Annotated in this window: 12 protein-coding genes and 1 pseudogene; 2 read left to right on the top strand and 11 right to left on the bottom strand. The window is 73.6% G+C overall.

What is annotated here, in order from left to right:
• Positions 1 to 269: 269 nt before the first annotated feature.
• The 7 genes from IG62_RS0120585 to IG62_RS0120615 form a co-directional block, all read right to left on the bottom strand.
• The gene (locus tag IG62_RS0120585) at positions 270 to 1,754 is read right to left on the bottom strand and encodes a glutamate synthase subunit beta (RefSeq protein WP_030805004.1); all 1,485 of its coding nucleotides are present in this window, start codon (positions 1,752 to 1,754) and stop codon (positions 270 to 272) included.
• A gap of 702 nt (positions 1,755 to 2,456) precedes the next feature.
• Positions 2,457 to 4,145 carry a CocE/NonD family hydrolase gene (locus IG62_RS0120590; protein WP_051798342.1) on the bottom strand — a complete coding sequence of 563 codons (1,689 nt, stop codon included), beginning with the start codon at positions 4,143 to 4,145 and terminating at the stop codon, positions 2,457 to 2,459.
• A 111-nt stretch (positions 4,146 to 4,256) separates the two neighbouring features.
• Positions 4,257 to 5,348, bottom strand: coding sequence for a hypothetical protein (locus tag IG62_RS0120595; protein WP_030805010.1), 1,092 nt, complete (start codon positions 5,346 to 5,348; stop codon positions 4,257 to 4,259).
• 72 nt (positions 5,349 to 5,420) lie between these two features.
• Positions 5,421 to 6,299, bottom strand: coding sequence for a glutathione S-transferase C-terminal domain-containing protein (locus IG62_RS0120600; RefSeq protein ID WP_037838801.1), 879 nt, complete (start codon positions 6,297 to 6,299; stop codon positions 5,421 to 5,423).
• A 425-nt stretch (positions 6,300 to 6,724) separates the two neighbouring features.
• Positions 6,725 to 9,031, bottom strand: a complete 2,307-nt coding sequence (bglX, locus tag IG62_RS0120605; RefSeq protein ID WP_267887892.1) for a beta-glucosidase BglX — start codon at positions 9,029 to 9,031, stop codon at positions 6,725 to 6,727.
• 159 nt (positions 9,032 to 9,190) lie between these two features.
• Complete coding sequence (locus IG62_RS0120610; protein WP_037838802.1) at positions 9,191 to 10,102, bottom strand: hypothetical protein; 912 nt, start codon at positions 10,100 to 10,102, stop codon at positions 9,191 to 9,193.
• 107 nt (positions 10,103 to 10,209) lie between these two features.
• On the bottom strand, positions 10,210 to 10,683 hold the full coding sequence (locus tag IG62_RS0120615; protein WP_030805022.1) for a hypothetical protein: 474 nt from the start codon (positions 10,681 to 10,683) through the stop codon (positions 10,210 to 10,212).
• 181 nt (positions 10,684 to 10,864) lie between these two features.
• Between IG62_RS0120615 and IG62_RS47855 the strand changes: the two genes are divergently transcribed.
• Positions 10,865 to 12,904: a serine/threonine-protein kinase gene (locus IG62_RS47855; RefSeq protein ID WP_051798344.1), complete on the top strand. Its 2,040-nt coding sequence runs from the start codon at positions 10,865 to 10,867 to the stop codon at positions 12,902 to 12,904.
• Between the two features lie 346 nt (positions 12,905 to 13,250).
• A pseudogene (locus IG62_RS49895) lies at positions 13,251 to 13,901 on the top strand (hypothetical protein); the annotation flags it as partial.
• A 107-nt stretch (positions 13,902 to 14,008) separates the two neighbouring features.
• Here IG62_RS49895 and IG62_RS49575 read toward each other — a convergent pair.
• From IG62_RS49575 to IG62_RS0120650, 4 genes are all read right to left on the bottom strand, one after another.
• Positions 14,009 to 14,740 carry a Fic family protein gene (locus tag IG62_RS49575; protein WP_063755378.1) on the bottom strand — a complete coding sequence of 244 codons (732 nt, stop codon included), beginning with the start codon at positions 14,738 to 14,740 and terminating at the stop codon, positions 14,009 to 14,011.
• A complete protein-coding gene (locus IG62_RS0120640; RefSeq protein ID WP_234326653.1) occupies positions 14,715 to 15,329 on the bottom strand; it encodes a hypothetical protein in 615 nt (204 codons plus the stop codon). Before IG62_RS0120640 ends, IG62_RS49575 begins: the two co-directional genes overlap by 26 nt.
• Positions 15,330 to 15,508: 179 nt before the next feature.
• Positions 15,509 to 16,309, bottom strand: coding sequence for a methyltransferase (locus IG62_RS0120645; RefSeq protein WP_051798345.1), 801 nt, complete (start codon positions 16,307 to 16,309; stop codon positions 15,509 to 15,511).
• On the bottom strand, positions 16,306 to 17,574 hold the full coding sequence (locus IG62_RS0120650) for an MFS transporter (RefSeq protein WP_158795065.1): 1,269 nt from the start codon (positions 17,572 to 17,574) through the stop codon (positions 16,306 to 16,308). The genes IG62_RS0120645 and IG62_RS0120650 overlap by 4 nt, the downstream gene beginning before the upstream one ends.
• Positions 17,575 to 17,582 lie beyond the last annotated feature (8 nt).

A 17,582-nucleotide genomic window follows, 5' to 3' on the forward strand; every position in this document is an offset into this window, starting at 1 on the left:
TTGTTCGTGGACGTAAAGCGACAGCAGTCCACGAACAAGGCCCCGGAGGCCCGTCACCGCACCCACCACAAACCCAGCCCGCCGCAGGCGCAACGGCGAGATGACCCGCGACGGGAAAGACAGCCACGTGCGGGGCGCCGCAAAGCGCAACGGCGACCAAGCCCCGCGGCGGGAGAGACGGGTACGTGGGCGGCGCCGCAAAGCGCAACGGCGAGCCCCGCGGCGGGACAGCCAGGTACGTGGGAGGCCCAGCAAAGCGCAGCGGAACGTCAGGGCACCATGGGCCGGTCGTGGGCCGTGACCGGTGCCGGCAGCGTGGTGGCGCCGGTCAGGTAGCGGTCCGTGGCGGCTGCGGCGGACCGGCCTTCCGCGATGGCCCAGACCACGAGGGACTGTCCGCGTCCCGCGTCGCCCGCGACGAACACGCCCTCGGCGCCTCCGGTGCCCTCGGCGGCGAAGGCGCTGTCCCGGGCGAAGTTGCCGCGGTCGTCGAGCGCGAGCTCGTACTGCGTCCGCAGACCGCTGTCCCGTTCCGGGCCGGAGAAGCCGAGGGCGAGCAGGACCAGTTCCGCCGGCAGCACCCGTTCGCTGCCCGGCAGCGGTTGCCGGGCCTGCGGTTCGACCTCGGTCAGGTGCAGCGCGCACACCCGGCCCGCCGGGTCCCCCTCGAAGGCCAGGGTCGCGGAGGAGAACAGACGCGGATCGGTGCCCTCCCGGCCCCGGGCCTCCTCATGGGCGTGCGAGATCCGGTAGACCTTCGGGTACGTCGGCCACGGGTGGGCCTCCGTCCGTTCGCGGCCCGGCTCCGGGTTGATGTCCAGCTGCACCACGGAGGACGCGCCCTGGCGCAGTGCGGTGCCCAGGCAGTCCGAGCCGGTGTCCCCGCCGCCGACGACCACCACGTGCCTGCCCTCGGCGGTGACCGGCGGTGTGGCGTAGTCGCCCTCCACCACGCGGTTGGCGAAGGTCAGATAGTCCATGGCCTGGTGGATACCGGCCAATTCGCGGCCGGGCACCGGGAGTTCCCGCCGCTCGCCGGCGCCGACGGCGATGATCACCGCGTCGTGCCGCCTCCTGAGTTCACGGGCGTCCAGCTCGCCCCCGACGTCGGCTCCGGTGCGGAACTTGGTGCCCTCCGCCAGCATTTGCTCGACCCGGCGGTCGATCTGGTACTTCTCCATCTTGAACGAGGGGATGCCGTACCGCAGCAGTCCGCCGAGGCGATCGGCGCGTTCGTAGACGACGACGGTGTGGCCGGTGCGGGTGAGCTGCTGTGCCGCGGCCAGCCCGGCGGGGCCGGAGCCGATGACCGCGACGGTCTTCCCGCTGAGCCGGTGCGGCGGGTGCGGGGGTGCGTAACCGCGCTCCCAGATCTCGTCGGCGATGGCCTGCTCGACGTTCTTGATCGTCACCGGATCGGCGTTGAGGGCCAGTACGCAGGCCTCCTCGCAGGGCGCCGGGCAGAGCCGCCCGGTGAACTCGGGGAAGTTGTTCGTGGCGTGCAGCCGCTCCGCGGCGGCCCGCCAGTCGCCGCGCGAGGCGTACGCGTTCCACTCGGGGATGAGGTTTCCCAGCGGGCAGCCGTTGTGGCAGAACGGTATGCCGCAGTCCATGCAGCGCCCCGCCTGCTCGGACACGAGCGGGAGCAGCGCCTGGCCCGCGTAGACCTCGTGCCAGTCGTTCAGCCGCTCCTCGACGGGTCGCGGCGGGACGGGCCGCCGCGGTGTCCTGAGGAATCCGTAAGGGTCGGTCATGCGCCGCCTCCATCGCACTTGCGGCGTTCCGGCCAGCCTACGCCTGACGGGTTCCGCTTTCATCGGACGGCGGGCGGCGGGCCCCGGCGGCACTTCCTCCTGCCGGTCCGCGGTGTCCGGGCCGGGTAGGGGCTTGGTCGTTCTTCCCGTCCGGCACTTCGCATCCGGTTTCCGGGCGTCCGTGCCTGTGGTGGGTAAAGCCGCAGGTCAAGGGGCCCTTTGTTCTTCTCGGGGACTTGGGGGGAACCTCAGCCCGCGCCGGGTCGCCGTGGAGGGCCGCATCCGGGCTGACCCGCCTGGCCGTGCCGGCCCCGAGCGCCCGCGGCGGCGTCGCCCGCGGCGAAGCCGAGGCGCTTGTCCGGCGCCTCGGCCCGCTGCGCCCCGATGAGGTCTGCCGGTGCGCCGCAGGGGCACCACTGCGGCGGCGGCCGCCCGGGGCGGGGACCGAGACCGGCGGGAGGGGAGTCGCTCCGCGGTCGGTGCCCGGGGCTGGGCGCGGTGTCACCGGGCGGCAGGCCGAAAGGACCCGGGAGACAGACGGCCGGCCGGTCCGGTGACGGCCCGCGGCAACCCTTGCACCCTGCAATCCTTGATGCCACGCACCACGCGCGCACGGATCAGGGTTGCCCCCAACAGCCGCAGTACGCGCCGTACGGCCGTCGTCTGCCGTACCGCGTGCTGCCCGTGCTGCGGCGGGTCCGGTCAGCGCAGGGGCAGGGTCAGCTCGGCCGGATCGGCCGTGGTGGAACCGAAGGACACGCGGCTTCCCCATGGCGTACGGCCTGCGTACATCGGGTCCTTGGTGTCCAGGACCAGCGCCAGCCGGTGCCCGGCGGGCAGGTCGTAGGCGGTGGTGAAGAGGGAGAGGTCGAGCGGGAAGGCGCGGCCCGGCTTCTTGCCGGACCAGCTCTGCGGGGCGTGCGAGATCAGCTTGCCCACGCCCAGCGCGTTGACGTCGTAGAGATAGCCGAACGCGGTGCCCTCCGGTGCGGCGGCGGTGACCTGGGTGTGCACCCGTGCGGCGCCGCGGAGGTGCTGGGCCGAGGCGTAGGGCGTCGACTGCCAGACGGCGGCGGAACTGCGCGGGAGCAGGGGGAGGATGACGGTCGGGGGCAGGGCTGCGACCTGGTCGAGCGCCCCGGCGAGGAGGGCGACGCCGCCGTCCGCACCCGAATCCGTGCCGCCGACGACGGACTTCCGCCAGCCGGGTCCGGCCGTCGTGCCGCCGAGCGCGCCGGTCTCCAGCGGGCCCGGGCTGCCCAGGCGGAGGTGGGCGGTGCGGGAGCTGATGGTGCGCCAGTCCGGGTAGCTCTCGTGGTGGCCGTTCGGCCGGACCTCCAGGTCCACCGACTGCCGCGGTCCGTGGCCGCCGCCGGTGACCTTGAGGTGCTGGTCGAGCCAGCGGCGGGCGCTCTTCCAGGTCGGGTTGTCCAGGCCCAGCAGGCTCGTCAGCTCCTGGGTGGCGTGGTCGCCGGGGCGGAGTTCGAGCCGCTTGGGGCCGGTCAGCCGCTGGTAGAAGGCGGTCAGCTGGCTGGGGTTGAAGAAGCTGTCGCCCCAGGCGTGGGCGAGGAAGACGGCCGTGCCGTGGGCGTTGATGCGGTTCACGTAGGTGGCCGGGGACCTGGTGTCCGCCCAGCGGACCACCTTGGGCATGTCCCGCCCGGCGAAGAGCGCGGCGAGGGTCCGCGCGTACTCCGGGCTGCGGCGGCCGGTGGGCGCCTGGATGGCGGCGAGGAGGGCGGCGGCCTGGAGGTGCCGAGTGCCGCCGCTGTACAGGGAGTTGGTGAGGTCTCCCCAGCCGCTCATGGCGGCGACCGCCTTGATCCGGGGGTCGAACGCGGCGCCCATGAGGGTGATTCCGCCGCCGAGGGAGAGCCCGACCATGCCGATGCGCTGCCGGTCGGCCGGGGTGTGGGCGAGGGCCCAGTCGATGACCGACGACACGTCCGAGACGTCCTTGGGTCCGGCGACGTCGACCTCTCCGCCGGAGCGCCAGAAGCCGCGCACGGTGTAGGTGACGGCGATGTAGCCGGCGGCGGCCAGTTGCTTGCCCTGGGCGACGTACTCCAGGTCGTTCTGCCCCCAGCTGGCGGGCTGCACGACGAGGGGGTAGTGGCCCTTCCGGTCGGCGCCGGGTGTGCCGGGGGCGGGGGTGAACACGTCGGCCTTGAGGACGGTGCCGTCCTTCATGGGGATGTCGGCGAGCCGGAACGAGGGGTGGCCGGGCTGCGCGGTGGCGGTGGCGGCGGTCCGATGGGCGGGCGCCGGCGCCGCCGACGCGGGGGCGGTGGTGAGGCCGGCGCCGACGCCAAGTGCCGTGACGAGTAAGGCGGTTGCCGCTCGATGCCGGTGGCCGTGGGGCCTGCGGTGGGTACGGCGGGATCGCGCCATCGATGCTCCATCGGAATTCTGACCGCCGTGCCACGGTGACACCCATCCGGTTGCGGTGCTGGTGAGCGTACGGGCGCATGATCGACCCCGGGAGGCGATGATCAGCCAAACTTACTCGCTGGTAACCGGGCGGCGGTCGACCGGGGTGAGCGGGGTCCGGATGGTGACTTCCCTGCGGCGGGTCCCGGACCAGGGGGCCGGGACCGCCTCGATGTCGCGGGCCAGGCGGTAGGCGAGCGCTTCGTAGTTGACCCGCCAGCCGCGGAAGTGCGGCCATGCCTCCTCGGGGGTGCGCTCCATGGGATAGCCCTGGGCCGCCATCCGCTCGACGCCCCGCAGGAAGTCCTCGTATCTCAGCTGCAACGCGTCGTCGGGGTGCGGGTCCTGGTCGTAGGCGATGCCCTCGATGGTGGCGATCTCGCGCAGGCAGACGAAGCCGGCGCGCAGCGCCATCCGCACCTCGGCCTGCGGCTGGGAGGGATTGAAGGACAGTCGCAGGGCCGCGGCGTCCATCACGGACAGCAGGGCGATCAGCCAGTTGCGGGTCACCTTCGGGGAACGGAAGTGGATCAGGACCGGGTACGTCGTGTGGCTCTCGCTGACGTCCGCGCTCCACCGCTCCCAGGTGCGGAACAGCTCGGTGAGGTTGTCCAGCAGTTCCACCTGCGCGTAGCGGGCCAGGATCTCCGGTCCCCAGGCCGGGCTTCCGGCGCGCGCCTGCAGCAGCGTCACCTCGGTCTCCCGGCGCTGGTAGGCGGCGTAGAGGGCGGGCAGATAGCCGATCTGGAGCCCGATCACGATCGGGCCCGTGACGGCGGCGCAGAAGTCGATGGCGTTCAGCGTCGCGCGGTCACCGCTGGCGAAACCGAGCGTGAAGAGCGAGGAACCGGACTCGGTCAGCGCCTCCTTGACGCCCAGCCGGCTCACCGCCGCCTCCAGCAGGGCGTACCCGATCAGGAAGCAGCCCAGCCAGGCGATCAGGGTGACGACGATGGCCAGGGGCGCCATCGGGGCGAGCACCCGGTCCTTGGCCTCCGCGCTCGGCCAGCGGTCGGCCAGCAGCCGGAACGGCCGGTGGACCAGCCGCTGGACGATCCGGCCGAGGCCGGACGGCGTCGGCCGGGGGATCACCAGCGAGTGCAGCACCGAGGAGAAGACCCCGAGCACGATGACCGCACCGGCGATCCCCAGCAGTAGACGCACCGTCGTCCGCTCCTTCCCGGCCCCCGGCCGCTTCGACGAAGGAAGCGTACGTGGGGGGTCCGGGCGGCGTCGTCAACCCGTCGGTTGAGTCGGACGTGAGGGGGAGGTCACGGGGACGTGTGCGGCCCAGTCCACGATCTGCACCGCCGCACCGGCGGCCTCCTGACCCCGGCAGCGCGCGTGGTGCCGGCGGGCGATGCCGTCCAGGTCCAGATGGGAGCCGATGGCGGGCAGGGCGGCCAGCCGCCGTGCGTAGGCCCACAGCCGCCGGTACGCGGCGATCCGGTGCACCGCCGTGGCGTCCAGATGCCAGCGGTGGACGGTGTCGAGCTGGACCAGCGACACCCACACGTGGACGTCGGCGAGGGTGAGTCCCGCGCCGAGTACGTGGTCCCGGCCGGCCAGTCGCCGCTCCAGCCCGTCCAGTGCCCGGAACAGGGTCTCCAGCGCGTCCTGGTGGCCGGAACTGCCGATGCCGAGCCGGCCGGCGCGCTGTGCGGCCTCGTGGAGGTCGTGCTCGCAGAGCCGGGCGACCTCCTCGATGTCGTCGCGGGCGGGGGCCGGGTACAGCTCGGGGCCCTCGCCGCGGAACCGCCCGGCCAGGTCCCGCAGGATGTCCGGCGCGTGCGCGCTGACGATCCGGCCGGTCCAGCCGTCGCTGAGGACCGGGGCGGCCGCCGGCCCGGGGTGCTGGTGGGAACTGGCCTCGTACAGCGGGCGCAGGGCGGCGTATTCGCCTTCCGGACCGTCGGGGACGGCCGGCAGCAAAGTCACCGGGAGGGTCTCGCCGAGGCCGAGCAGGCCGTGTGTGACGGCGATTCTCAGGGACTGCGGACAGGACCGCGTCAGATGCAGGCGGTATCGGTGCGGCACGGGGTAGTGGCCGCTGCGGGCGTCACCGCCGATCCTGCCGCGGAGGGAGGGGACGGCGGTCTGGGGCGGGGTGGACATACGACTCCCTGGGATCGGGGTGCTCTGAAGTGGCGAGGGGCGCGGATGTGCGCAGGACCCGCACGGCGGCGGGGCAGCACCGCGCAGGCGCCGCCGGGCCGCTGCCGGCCGGCTCAACGGGCCGTTGCCCGGCGGTCTACCGGCTTCGGGGGAGCGAACTCGCCGCGCTGCAGACGCGCAGCAGATCGATGTGGCGACGCGACGTCAGAAGGGGGAGCGGCTGGATCGCGCCGTCCGCGCGAGCGGTGCCCAGCCCTGCATACCCCATGATTTCCCACCTGTTCGCCAGGGTTCCCGCCCCTGAGTGTCGAGGCGCGGCCGGAGCCGCGTCAAGAGCCTGTCCACGGCCGCGGTGGCGCATGCGTCCGGGCCGGAAAACCCCGTGAACCACCGAGGCCCGCGCACCGGCGGCCGCGGTCCCGGCGTCACGTCAGGATGAGACCCGTCCTCAGGCTGGCCTGGGAGCTGTTGCCCGCGTAGAGCTCGAACTCCCCTGGTTCGACGCGGAATTCGCCGCGGGGGTCGTTGGTGTGGAAGCCCAGTTCCCGGCGTCCGAGGGTGAAGCGGACCGTCCGCCGCTCCCCCGGCCTCAGGTGGACGCGGTGGAAGCCGACCAGTCTGCGGACCGGCTGGACGACGCTGGCGACCTTGTCGCGGAGGTACAGCTGGACGACCTCGTCGCCGGCGCGGGTGCCGGTGTTCTCGACCCGTACGGCGGCCCGGACCGTCGCCCCGTCGTCGGCGACGCTCCTCGCCGGCAGGACCCCGGCCGACAGCTCCAGGCCGGAGAAGGCGAACGTGGTGTAGCTGAGGCCGTGGCCGAAGGGGTAGAGCGGGGTGTGCGGGAGGTCGAGGTACTTCGAGGTGTATTTGTTGTCCGGGTCGAAGGGGCGGCCGGTGTTCTCGTGCGCGTAGTACAGCGGCAGTTGACCGACCGAGCGGGGGAAGGTCACCGGTAGCTTGCCGCCGGGGTTGACCTTGCCGAAGAGGAGGTCGGCGACGGCGTGGCCGCCCTCGATGCCGGGGTGCCAGCCCTGGAGGAGCGCGTCGGCGCGGTCGGCGACGCCGGTGAGGACGAGCGGGCGGCCGGAGAGGACCACGACGACCAGGGGCTTGCCCGTGGCGGCCAGCTTCGCCACGAGTTGTGCCTGGACGCCGGGCAGGGTGATGTCGCTGCGGGCGGCCGCCTCGCCGCTCTGTGCGGCCTTCTCCCCCACCACGGCGACCACGGCGTCGGCGGCCCGGGCCGCGGCCACCGCCTCGTCGAAGGAACCGGTGTCGGCGCCCTCCACCGCGCATCCGCGGGCGAAGCGCACGGTGGCGGCGGGAGCGGCCTGCTTGATGCCGTCCAGGACGGACACCGCGGGGAACACGGCGGCGCCGATGCTCGCCCAGGTGCCGTGCAGTTCCTTGGTGTCGTCGCCGAGCGGGCCGATGACGGCGATCGAGCCGCTGCGGGGGGAGAGCGGCAGGGTGTGCCGCTCGTTGCGCAGCAGCACCATGGAGCGGGCGGCCGCGGTCCGGGCCGCCGCGCGGGCCGCGGCGCTCGGTGCGGTGATCTCCGCGGCCTCGTCGGCGTAGGGGCGGTCGAAGAGCCCGGCGCGGAACTTGACGCGCAGCACCCGGGCGACCGCGTCGTCCAGCCGCTCGCGGCTGATCTTCCCCTCGGCGAGCAGCTTCTTGCCGTTCTCGGCGTACGTCGTCGAGACCATCTCCATGTCGACGCCGGCGCCCAGGGCGAGCCGGGCGGCGTCGGCGCCGTCCGCGGCGATGCCGTGCGCGATGAGTTCCTGGACGCCGGTGTAGTCGCCGACGACGAAGCCGTCGAAGCCGAACTCCTCGTGCAGGATGTCGGTCAGGGTGTGCCGGTTGGCGTGCGCGGGGACGCCGCCCACGGTGTTGAAGGACGCCATGACGGTGGCGACGCCGGCGTCCACGGCGGCCTTGAAGGGCGGCAGGCAGACGTCGCGCAGCCGCCGCTCGGAGATGTCGGCGGTGTTGTAGTCACGGCCGCCCTCGGGGAAGCCGTAGCCGACGAAGTGCTTGGCGCAGGCGGCGAGCCGGTTCCTGGCGGCGTAGTCCGCGCCCTGGTAGCCGCGGACCTTGGCGGCGGTCAGCTTCGCCGTCAGGTACGGGTCCTCGCCGCTGCCCTCGGCCACCCGTCCCCAGCGCGGCTCCCGGCTGACGTCCGCCATGGGCGCGAACGTCCAGTGGATGCCCTGCGAGGCGGCCTCGCGGGCGCTGGTCTCGGCGTCGGCGGTGACCACGCCGGGGTCGAAGCTGCTGCCCTGGGCGAGGGGTATCGGGAAGGTGGTGAGGTAGCCGTGGATGACGTCCTGGCCGAAGATCAGCGGGATGCCCAGCCGCGACTTCTCCACGGCCGCGCGCTGGAGGTCGTTGCACTTCTTGGCGCCGGTGAGGTTGAGCACCGATCCCAGCAGGCCCTTCGCGGCGAGTTCGGCGCACGCCTTGTTCTGGCCGTCGCCCGGCCCGGTGTCGGCGTGCCAGGTCAGCTGCTGGAGCTGGCCGAACTTCTCCTCGACCGTCATCTTGGCCAGCAGCGCCCGGACCCGGCGTTCGGTCTTCGGGTCGCGGGGCGGTCGCACCGCGGTACGGGGTGCCGCGGCGGCGGACGAGGGGAGCGGGAGGCCCGCGCCCGTCCCCACGAGGACCGCGGCCCCGGCGGATGCCTTGAAGATGTGACGACGGCTGATCGATCCGGAACCGGACACCGGCGACTCCTCACTGCGTGGGCACGCCGCCGACATGAGCCGGCATGGCGTTTCAACGCGCTGATGGCGTACGGCAGTTAAGCGAGGCACCGGCACGGGGTCAATGGGTTGAACATGAAGCGGGCGCCATGGGCGGCCACTGATTCATGAGATGTACGGTCACGGGGTGGGCAGCAGGGTGCTCAGCGGCTGGGCGGCCGCCTGGGCGGCGGGCCGGGAGACGTACAGGGCCGTGTGGAAGTGGCCGAGGGACTCCTTGCCCGACGGATCGTCACCGGCCGCCGTCACCGCGGCGACGGCGTACTTCTGCTCGTCGGCGTCGGTGAACCGCCGTTGCGGATAGGTCCGGCTGCCGTCCTTCTCGGTGGTCAGCCCGAGCCGGGCCAGGCCGTCGGCGATCGGCCGGTAGGAGCCGGTGCGGAGGACGAAGGCCGCCACCCACGGCAGGTTCCGGCCGCCCTCCCGCGCCGCGTCCTCCGCCAGCAGCGAGTGGAAGGTACGGGCGGTCAGGAAGCTCGCGCCGCCGGTCACCGTGATCAGCCGCAGGCCGGCGAGGGCCCGGCGCAGCGCGGGGCTCGGTTCGGTGGTTTCGAGGTTCTCGGCGAACGCCTCGTCCAGCAGGCCGACCGCGCGGGCGTACCCGGTGGCCGGTGCGGCGATGTCGATGCCGACGACGGGCACCGCGTCGGGGCGGCGGCGGGCGGCGTAGAACTGCCGGTCCCGCTCGATGAGTTCGGCGGTGCTCAGGCCGGCGGCCTCCGCAGAGGTGTAGTGGGCCGCGAGCTCCGCCAGGGTCACGTCGTGGTTCAGCAGGGCGGCGTTGATGCCGTACGAGCAGCAGAGGTCCAGGACGGTGACGGGCCGCTCGCCGGCGGCGCGGTCCTCGGGGGCGGCGGCGACGGCGGCGCGCAGGAGACGGCGGAAGACGCCCTGGGCGTGATGCGGTGTCCGGTAGTCCAGCGCGCCCAGCACGCGGAAGTACGCGCGCGGGTCCGGCTGGTCGTAGAGGTCGTCGAACCGGGTCATCCGTGCGGGCGTACCGGAACCGCCGTCGTGCTGGGCAGGGGCCATCGGACTGTCTCCTCGCGCCGGGAAGCAGGGGCGTTGGCGGCGCCGGCCGCGCCACCACGCTCCTGCGGTGGGCGGCGGGCGGTCGGCGGCGCCGGAGAGCACAACGATCAGGGGAGATCTCCGTTGCCGCCCAGATTGGCGACCATGCGGCGCAGGACGTTGATGGTGGTCACGAAGTCCGCGGTGTCGATGCCCTCATGCGTCCGCCGATGGACCCGCCGGTTGCGCTCGTGTGCGCGCAGCCGCCCGGCCTCGCCCGCCTCGGTCAGCGTCATACCGTCGGCGTCCTCGGTCAGCCAGGCCCGGGCGATCAGGTCGTCGTAGACGGCGTCGAAGTCGGTGCCGAGGTCGTCATACGGTCGCAGCCGCTCGGTCAGCGTGGCGCGGGTCCACGTGCCGGGCGCCCCGGCCACGTGGTTGAGCGTCCACCAGTGCGGCTGCGTGAGGCCCTCCACCGCCAGCTGCGCGCGCAGGTCACCGACCACCCGGCGGTAGGCCTCTCCGGTCCATGCGCCGATGGGCTGGGCGGCCAGTCCCTCCTCCGGGTAGTCCTTGAGTGCCACGTTCCCCTTGCCTTCCATGGTTCCTGAGTCCCTTCTCCGGGTTCCGGTTCCGGCACCCGCGCGGTGATCAACAACGCACCCACCGTAGAACCTCAACTCAACTTGAGGTCAAGGCGGGCAGGCGGTTTCGCCTTCCTCAACTCCCCTCGGCATGGCAGTGTTTGACCGGTGCTATGGCAGGGGGACCAGGGGGCACGGCATGACCGGTACCGGAATCAGGCCGCTCGGCGACGACCCACAGCGGCTCGGTGAGTACCGGCTGCTGGGGCGGCTCGGTGCGGGCGGCATGGGGCGGATCTATCTGGGGCGGTCCACGGCCGACGGATCGCTCGTCGCCGTCAAGACGCTGCTCGCCGAGGGCGCGGTCAGCGACACCGACCGACGGCGGTTCGCCCGCGAGGTGGCGCTGGCCCGGCGGATCGAGAGCCCCCATACGGCGCGGGTGCTCGACGCCGACCCGGACGCCGAGCAGCCGTGGATGGCGATCGAGTACATCCCTGCGCCGTCGCTGTCCGAACTCGTCCGCACCGCGGGACGGCTGCCCGGTACGGCCGTGCGCTGGATCGCCGCGGGAACGGCACAGGCCCTGGTCACCCTGCACGACGAGGGCATCGTGCACCGGGACGTCAAACCGCAGAACATCCTGCTGCCGCTGTCCGGGCCCCGCCTCATCGACTTCGGCATCTCGCACGCCTACGACCTCACCCGCACCTCGCTGACGCTGGGCACCATCGCCTTCACCTCGCCCGAGCAGGCGCGCGCCGAGCCCTCCACCGCGTCCTCCGACGTCTACTCGCTCGGCGCCACCCTCTTCCATCTCGCCGTCGGCCGCCCGCCGTACCCGGAGACCGGCGACATGATCCGGCTGCTGGCCGTCGTCCAGCGCGGCGACCTCGACCTCACCGGACTGCCCAAGGAACTGGGCTCGTTGATCCGCCCGTGTCTGGCCATCGACCCCGACGAGCGGCCGCGGCCCGCCGACGTCCTGCGGGAGTTCCAGGAAGGGCTGGAACGGGTACCGACCTCGCGCCGCGCCGAACGCTGGCTGCCGCCGCGGTGGACCGCGCTGATCCAGGAGTACGAGGCGCAGGGGCGCGCACTGCGTGCGGAGGGCGATGCGGAGGCCCGCACCCTCGACGCACGGACGCGCCAGGTGCCGCCGCCCGGGCCCACCCGCGTCTACACCGAGCAGCGGGAGCGGGAGCGCGCCGGCACGCCGAACTCCCCGCCGAAGCCGAAGCCGAAGCCGCAGCCCACACCGAAACCGGCACAGCAGAAGCCCAGGCCGACGCCCCAGCCCAAGCCCAAGCCCAAGCCCGTGCAGGCGAAGCCCAAGCCCGCCTCGACACCGGCACCCAAGCCGGCACCCAAGCCGGCGGCGAAGGCGACGCCGAAGCCGGCGACCACCTCCGGCGGCAGCTCCTCCGGCAGCAGCTCCTCGTCCGGCGGGTGCGGCTGGCTGGTGCTCGTCCTCATCGCGTTCACGGTGTTCGTCTGGCAGCCCTGGAAGGCCGCCGACACCGCCGGCTCGTCGTCCGGTTCGTCCAGCAGCGCCTCGGGGAGCTCGTCGAGCGGCACGTACACCGGCGGCGGGAGCTCACTCAGCTCCGGGCTGACGAGCGGGACGTCGAGCGGCACGTCGAGCAGTTCCTCGGGGAGCTCCTCGGCGAGTTCGTCGAGCGGGACGTCCGGTGGGGCCGCCAGCAGCGGCGGGAGCGGGGGCGTGCCCACACCCGTGGCCACGACCCGCACGCCCGGCCCGGTCGACCAGGCCTTCGCGGCCGTGCGGGCCGGTGACTGCCTGGACGCCTACCAGGACGGCTACGGGAGTTGGAGCCGTACGGTGCCCTCGCGGGTCGACTGCGGTGCGGCCAACGCGTACCTGCGGGTGGCCCGCGTCGCCGGCTCCGGGACCTGCCCGTCCGGCGGCGGGCGCGGCGGCTGGTGGCACTCCGCCGAGGACTACTCCACCGTCAACCTGTGTGTGGAGCGGCAGTTCCGCAACGGCCAGTGCTTCCTCGCCAAGGCCAGCGGCAACCGGCCCGGCGGCGCCAACCTCCTCACCCTGTGGAACTGCAACGCCGACAAGGTGCCCCGGGCGTTCAACTACATCATGCAGATCACCGCCGTCCTGTCGGCCTCGGCGGGCACCAACGCGTGCCCGGCCGATCCCGGCCACTACCGCTACTCCTGGAACGTCTACGACGGCCGGACGATGATCTGCGCCAAGGTCGCCTGACCACTGCCACCCGGCTCGCCCGCCGGCCCCTTGTGACGGCTCCTGCGGACGGCTTACGACCGCCGCACCACGGGTGACCGCCGAGGGATGTAGCTCCCGCCGGCGCCGGGTCGTCCCGCAGGAGGGTTTCCCCGGGCGTGCGAGGGATGCGCGCCCGGGTGCCGCTTCACCGCCGAAGGCGCGGGCATCCGTACGTCCCGGGACACCCGCCGGGCGTGAAGGGAGCGCGAGGGCGATGGCCGGTACTTCGGTGGACACGAAGAGCAGCGGGAGCGGGACCACGGGGGCACGCCCGGTGGTGTCGGGGTGGGGCGCGTGGGGGCGGGCGCTGCTGGGGGGTACGGTGATGGCGGTCGCGCTGGGGGCGGGCAATGCGCTGGGGGAACGGCTGGCGCGGGCGCTCGGCGCGGACGGCTGGGCGCGGCAGTTGCTGCCCGCGGTGCTGGTGAGCGTGGTGGCCGTGGGCGGTGTACGGGCGTTGCGGTCGGCCGGGCGGTGGGCGGGCGGCCGCCGGCTGGGGGCGGGGCCGCCGGCCGCCGCGGTGCGGGCCTTCCTGGGCGGGCTGGCCGTCACGGTGTCGTGTGCCGGCCTGGTGCTCGGGGCGGGCACGGCGGCCGGGTGGGTGCGGTGGTCCGGGCTCGACCCGGCGGCGCTGGGGGCGTTCCTGACGGGCAATGCGCTGGTGGCGGTGCTGCTGGAGGCCCTGCCGGAGGAGACGACGCTGCGCGGGCAGGCCTGGGCGGCGTTGCGGGACAGGTTCGGCGGGGTGGTGTCGGCGCTGGGGACGACGGTGGTCTTCCTGCTGGTGCCGGCCGCGTCCACGGTGGTGCAGGCCGGTACGGCCCGTGTGGTGGGCGAGGATCCGCCGCCGGTGGGCGCGACCCCGGCCGGCCAGGACCCGTCGGCGTATCTGGTGCTGCTCGCGGTGTTCGGGCTGACGCTGGTGGCCGCCCGGACCGTTCCCGGCCGCGCCCCGCTGTGGGCAGCGATCGGTACGCATCTGGCGTTCCTCAGCGTCAACCGGGTCGTGTTCGAGGGACGCGAGCGTGCGGCGGGCTGGTCGGCGAGCGTCGCCCCGGCGCATGCCGCGGTCCTGGAACTCGGCTATCTGGTGCTCACGGCAGCGGTCTTCGTGGGGACGCGGTGGCTGTCGGGCCGGATGCGGGGGCGGGCCGCGCGGCGCTCGGTCGCCCGGACCAGGATCCCCACCAGTACGGCGAGGTCGGCGGCACCGTCGGGGTCGTCGGCGTAGCGGGTGGTCTGGAGGGGGCCCACCTCGTCCAGGACGACGCCTTCGCGGGCCAGGACGAAGGTGAGGGCGAGCAGCGCGGCCCGGCCGTTGCCGTCCGGGAAGGGGTGGTGGAAGGCCACGTCGAGAAAGGTCCGGGCGGCGCGGGCGGGCAGCGGCACGCCCGCCTCGTCGGCCTCGCGTAGGCAGCGGGCGAAGTCCGCGCGGGTATGCGGGGTCAGCGGGTAGCGCTCGCGGCCGTTCTTCGCGTAGGCGTCGCCGGTCCGGAACGGTGCGTCGGGGGTGCCGAGGACCAGGCGCTGCCAGCCGGCCAGCAGGCCGAAGGTGAGCGGGGAGTGGCGCGTGGCGTCCGCGCGGGCCAGCGCGTGGGCGGAGCGCAGCCGCCCGGCGCGGACCGGGTCGCGGCGGCGGACCGGGCCGTCGCACCAGGCGGTGAAGCCGTCCGTGGCCGGGACGACCGGGCCGGTGGCCTCGTACGCGCCGGTGTGCGCCCAGTCGACCCGCGCCCTGGCCCGGTGCCAGGCGGCCGTCGCATCGCCGGCCGGGGCGGGCGGCCCGGCGTCAGTGGCGGGTGTGCCGGCGGTCATGGAACTCCTCCAGGTGGGCGTGTTCGCGGTGGTCGGAGTAGGGCTGCCGGCCGGTCAGGCCGACGGCCAGGTCCTCGCCGACCGAGTCGATGAGTGTCGGGCCGGGCGCGGCCCAGCTCCTGAACCGCCCGCCGATGGCGGTCTCCACCGCCGCACCGGCCGCCGCCGGGTCCATCCCGGTCGAGGTCAGGAACCATTCCAGCGCGAGCGCGCACTGGCCGTACCAGCCGCTCTCCGCACCGGTGCGGTCCAGTACCCGGGTCACCAGCCGCACCGCGGCCCGCTCCAGGTGCCAGCTGCGCTCCTCCGGGGTCGCACCCGGGGGCGGTGCCAACTCCTCGAAGCGGGCGGCGAGTTCCTCCAGCCAGGCCCGCCACTCCAGGAGGGCGGCGACGGCCCGGGCGGCGGTCTCGTCGGGGGTGGTCACCGAGACGGGGCCGCAGCACCAGCTGCCGACCACTCCCCCGGCCGGGCCGACGGTCCAGTTCCACTCCCGGGCCCACAGTCCGTAGCGCTCCAGGAAGATCCGGTGGATATGGCCCTCGCACCAGCGCTCGCCCTGCCACCACCCGTCCATCCCGGACAGCACGGGCGGGACGTACTCCTTGATCAGGGCGGTGACGGTGGCCTCTTCCGCCGCGTCGAAGGCGAACGGGTTGCACTGCGGGTCGAGTTCGGCCCAGGTCAGCGGGCGCGGCGGGGAATACGGCGCGGGCGGCTCGGCGGACGTGGCGGGCTCCCGGGGCGGAGATCAGGACAGTTGACCGATTATGCCCGGTCGTCCCGCATGCCCGCCTCCGCTTTTCCGTCCGGTGCGAGGGTGCGGGCGCGGAGCAGCACCATGCCGGTGTCACCGTAGTCGGGGCGGGTCGGGTCGGGGCCCACATGGGTGAGGACGAGCTCGTCGGTGCGGGGGCCGAAGACCTCACGGATGACGGTGGCGTCGACCGGGCAGCCGGGCCATGCGGGGGCGGTGCCGATGCGGTAGGTCGGCATGTTCTCCATGAAGGAGGCGACGAGGTGGCCGCCCGGGCGCACCGTGGCGATGTAGGTGCGGCAGAGCTGGGCGAATTCCTCGAAGTCCTCGGTGATGCTCTCGGCCACGAAGTTCATCGACGCCAGTTCGTAGGCGCCGGCCGGCAGGGTCCGGACGTCGTCGTGCAGTACGCGGACGCGGGCCAGGGCCTCGGTGGCGGTCGGGGGCAGTGCGGGGTCCAGCTCGCGGCAGAAGGCGTAGAAGGCCTGCCAGCTCTCGTCGGGGCCGTGGCTGAGCTGGCCGGTCAGGTAGGCGACGTTGGCCGCGCTGCGCTCGACCGCGTCCACCTGCCGGCTGGCGGCGCCGGCCAGCATCAGCGGGTAGAGGTTGGGGCCCGCGCCGAATTCCAGGGAGCGGGCGATGCTGCCGGGCGCGAACCGGCGGTAGAAGGCGGAGTGGTGCCGGATGACGGCCGCGTCGCAGGGGTGGATCTCGCGGTAGTTCTCCGCGAGGTAGTCCTGGACCGGCCAGTGGTCCCAGTCGGCGTCGTCGTTGCGGACCGGACCCGGCGGGTGTTCGGCGGGCTCTTTCATGTGCCCTCTTTCGCGGTGCGGGGCGCACTGCCCCGGTCCACCGAGCGTACGCCCGGCACGTAGAGGAAGACCAAGGTGACGACGGCCCCGAGGACGCCGGCGCCGATGAGGGTCGCCCGGACGCCGGCGGCGGCCGCGACCGGCGCGGCCAGGGCGTAGGACAGCGGCAGCAGGGAGATCGACACGAACCATTCGACGCTGGAGACCCGGCCGAGCAGGGCGCCCGGTACGAGCCGCTGCTTCGCGGTGGCCCAGGCGACCAGGCCGGCGGTCTCGAAGCCGTTGACGGCGGCGCAGGCGACCGCCAGTTGCCAGGAGTGGGTGGCCAGGCCGTACCCGGCGACGGCGAGCGTGGCCAGCGTCCAGGAGACGTACACGAAGGTGATGAACCTGCTCGGCACCCCGGTCTGGCCGACGGCCAGGGCGACCAGCACGGACGCCAGTCCGCCGCAGGTGAGCACCACGCCCAGGTCCGCGGCGGAGCCGTGCAGCCCGTTCTTGACCAGGTAGGGCAGCAGCACCTCGGCCGGGCCGAGGAAGAGCAGGTAGGCGAAGGTGGCGGAGACGAAGGTGGCCCAGAGCCAGCTGTTGGCCCGGACGTACGCCAGTCCGCTGAGCAGGTCGGCCCAGAGCGAGCCCCGGGCGCCGGACGGTGGCGGCTTGGGGCGGATGCACAGCAGACAGCCCACGGACACGGCGAAGGTGAGCGCGTCGAACGCGAACGCCCCGCCGGTGCCGATGCCGGCGACCAGGATGCCGCCCAGCGCGGTACCGCCGATCTGGACGGCGGCCGGGCGGACGAACTGGTCGAGGGCGTTGGCCTGGACGAGTTCGGACTTCAGGACGAGGGTCGGCACGACGGCGTCGTACGCCGGGGGGAAGAATCCGGCGGCGCCGCCGTACACCATGACCACGACGATCAGCTGCCACAGCTCCAGGGCGCCGCCGAGGGCCAGGACGGCCAGCGTGAGCAGGCAGACGAAGCGGACGAGGTCACTGATCAGCATGGTGCGCCGGCGGTCGAAGCGGTCGCTGACCACGCCGCCGAGCAGCACCAGGGCGACCTGTGGCACGGCCCGTGCCACGCCGACCGCGGACATCGCGCCGGGCGAGCCGGACAGCGTGTAGACCTGCCAGGCCAGGGCGACGAGCAGCACCCCGTCGCCCACCAGTGAGATGCTCATCCCGATCCACAGGACCCGGAAGTCGCGGTGGGCGAGCGGGGTGAGCAGCCGTACCCGGCGGGCCCGGCCCGCATCCTCCATGACGCGCA

The organism is Streptomyces sp. NRRL S-337, from assembly GCF_000720175.1.
Classification (GTDB): domain Bacteria; phylum Actinomycetota; class Actinomycetes; order Streptomycetales; family Streptomycetaceae; genus Streptomyces; species Streptomyces siderophoricus.

What these genes read in the sequence shown, in the direction of transcription:
- IG62_RS0120585 (WP_030805004.1), bottom strand. Translation starts at nt 1,754, where the DNA reads ATGACCGACCCTTACGGATTCCTCAGGACACCGCGGCGGCCCGTCCCG.
- IG62_RS0120590 (WP_051798342.1), bottom strand. Translation starts at nt 4,145, where the DNA reads ATGGCGCGATCCCGCCGTACCCACCGCAGGCCCCACGGCCACCGGCAT.
- IG62_RS0120600 (WP_037838801.1), bottom strand. Translation starts at nt 6,299, where the DNA reads ATGTCCACCCCGCCCCAGACCGCCGTCCCCTCCCTCCGCGGCAGGATC.
- IG62_RS0120610 (WP_037838802.1), bottom strand. Translation starts at nt 10,102, where the DNA reads ATGGCCCCTGCCCAGCACGACGGCGGTTCCGGTACGCCCGCACGGATG.
- IG62_RS0120615 (WP_030805022.1), bottom strand. Translation starts at nt 10,683, where the DNA reads ATGGAAGGCAAGGGGAACGTGGCACTCAAGGACTACCCGGAGGAGGGA.
- IG62_RS47855 (WP_051798344.1), top strand. Translation starts at nt 10,865, where the DNA reads ATGACCGGTACCGGAATCAGGCCGCTCGGCGACGACCCACAGCGGCTC.
- IG62_RS49575 (WP_063755378.1), bottom strand. Translation starts at nt 14,740, where the DNA reads ATGACCGCCGGCACACCCGCCACTGACGCCGGGCCGCCCGCCCCGGCC.
- IG62_RS0120645 (WP_051798345.1), bottom strand. Translation starts at nt 16,309, where the DNA reads ATGAAAGAGCCCGCCGAACACCCGCCGGGTCCGGTCCGCAACGACGAC.
- IG62_RS0120650 (WP_158795065.1), bottom strand. Translation starts at nt 17,574, where the DNA reads ATGGAGGATGCGGGCCGGGCCCGCCGGGTACGGCTGCTCACCCCGCTC.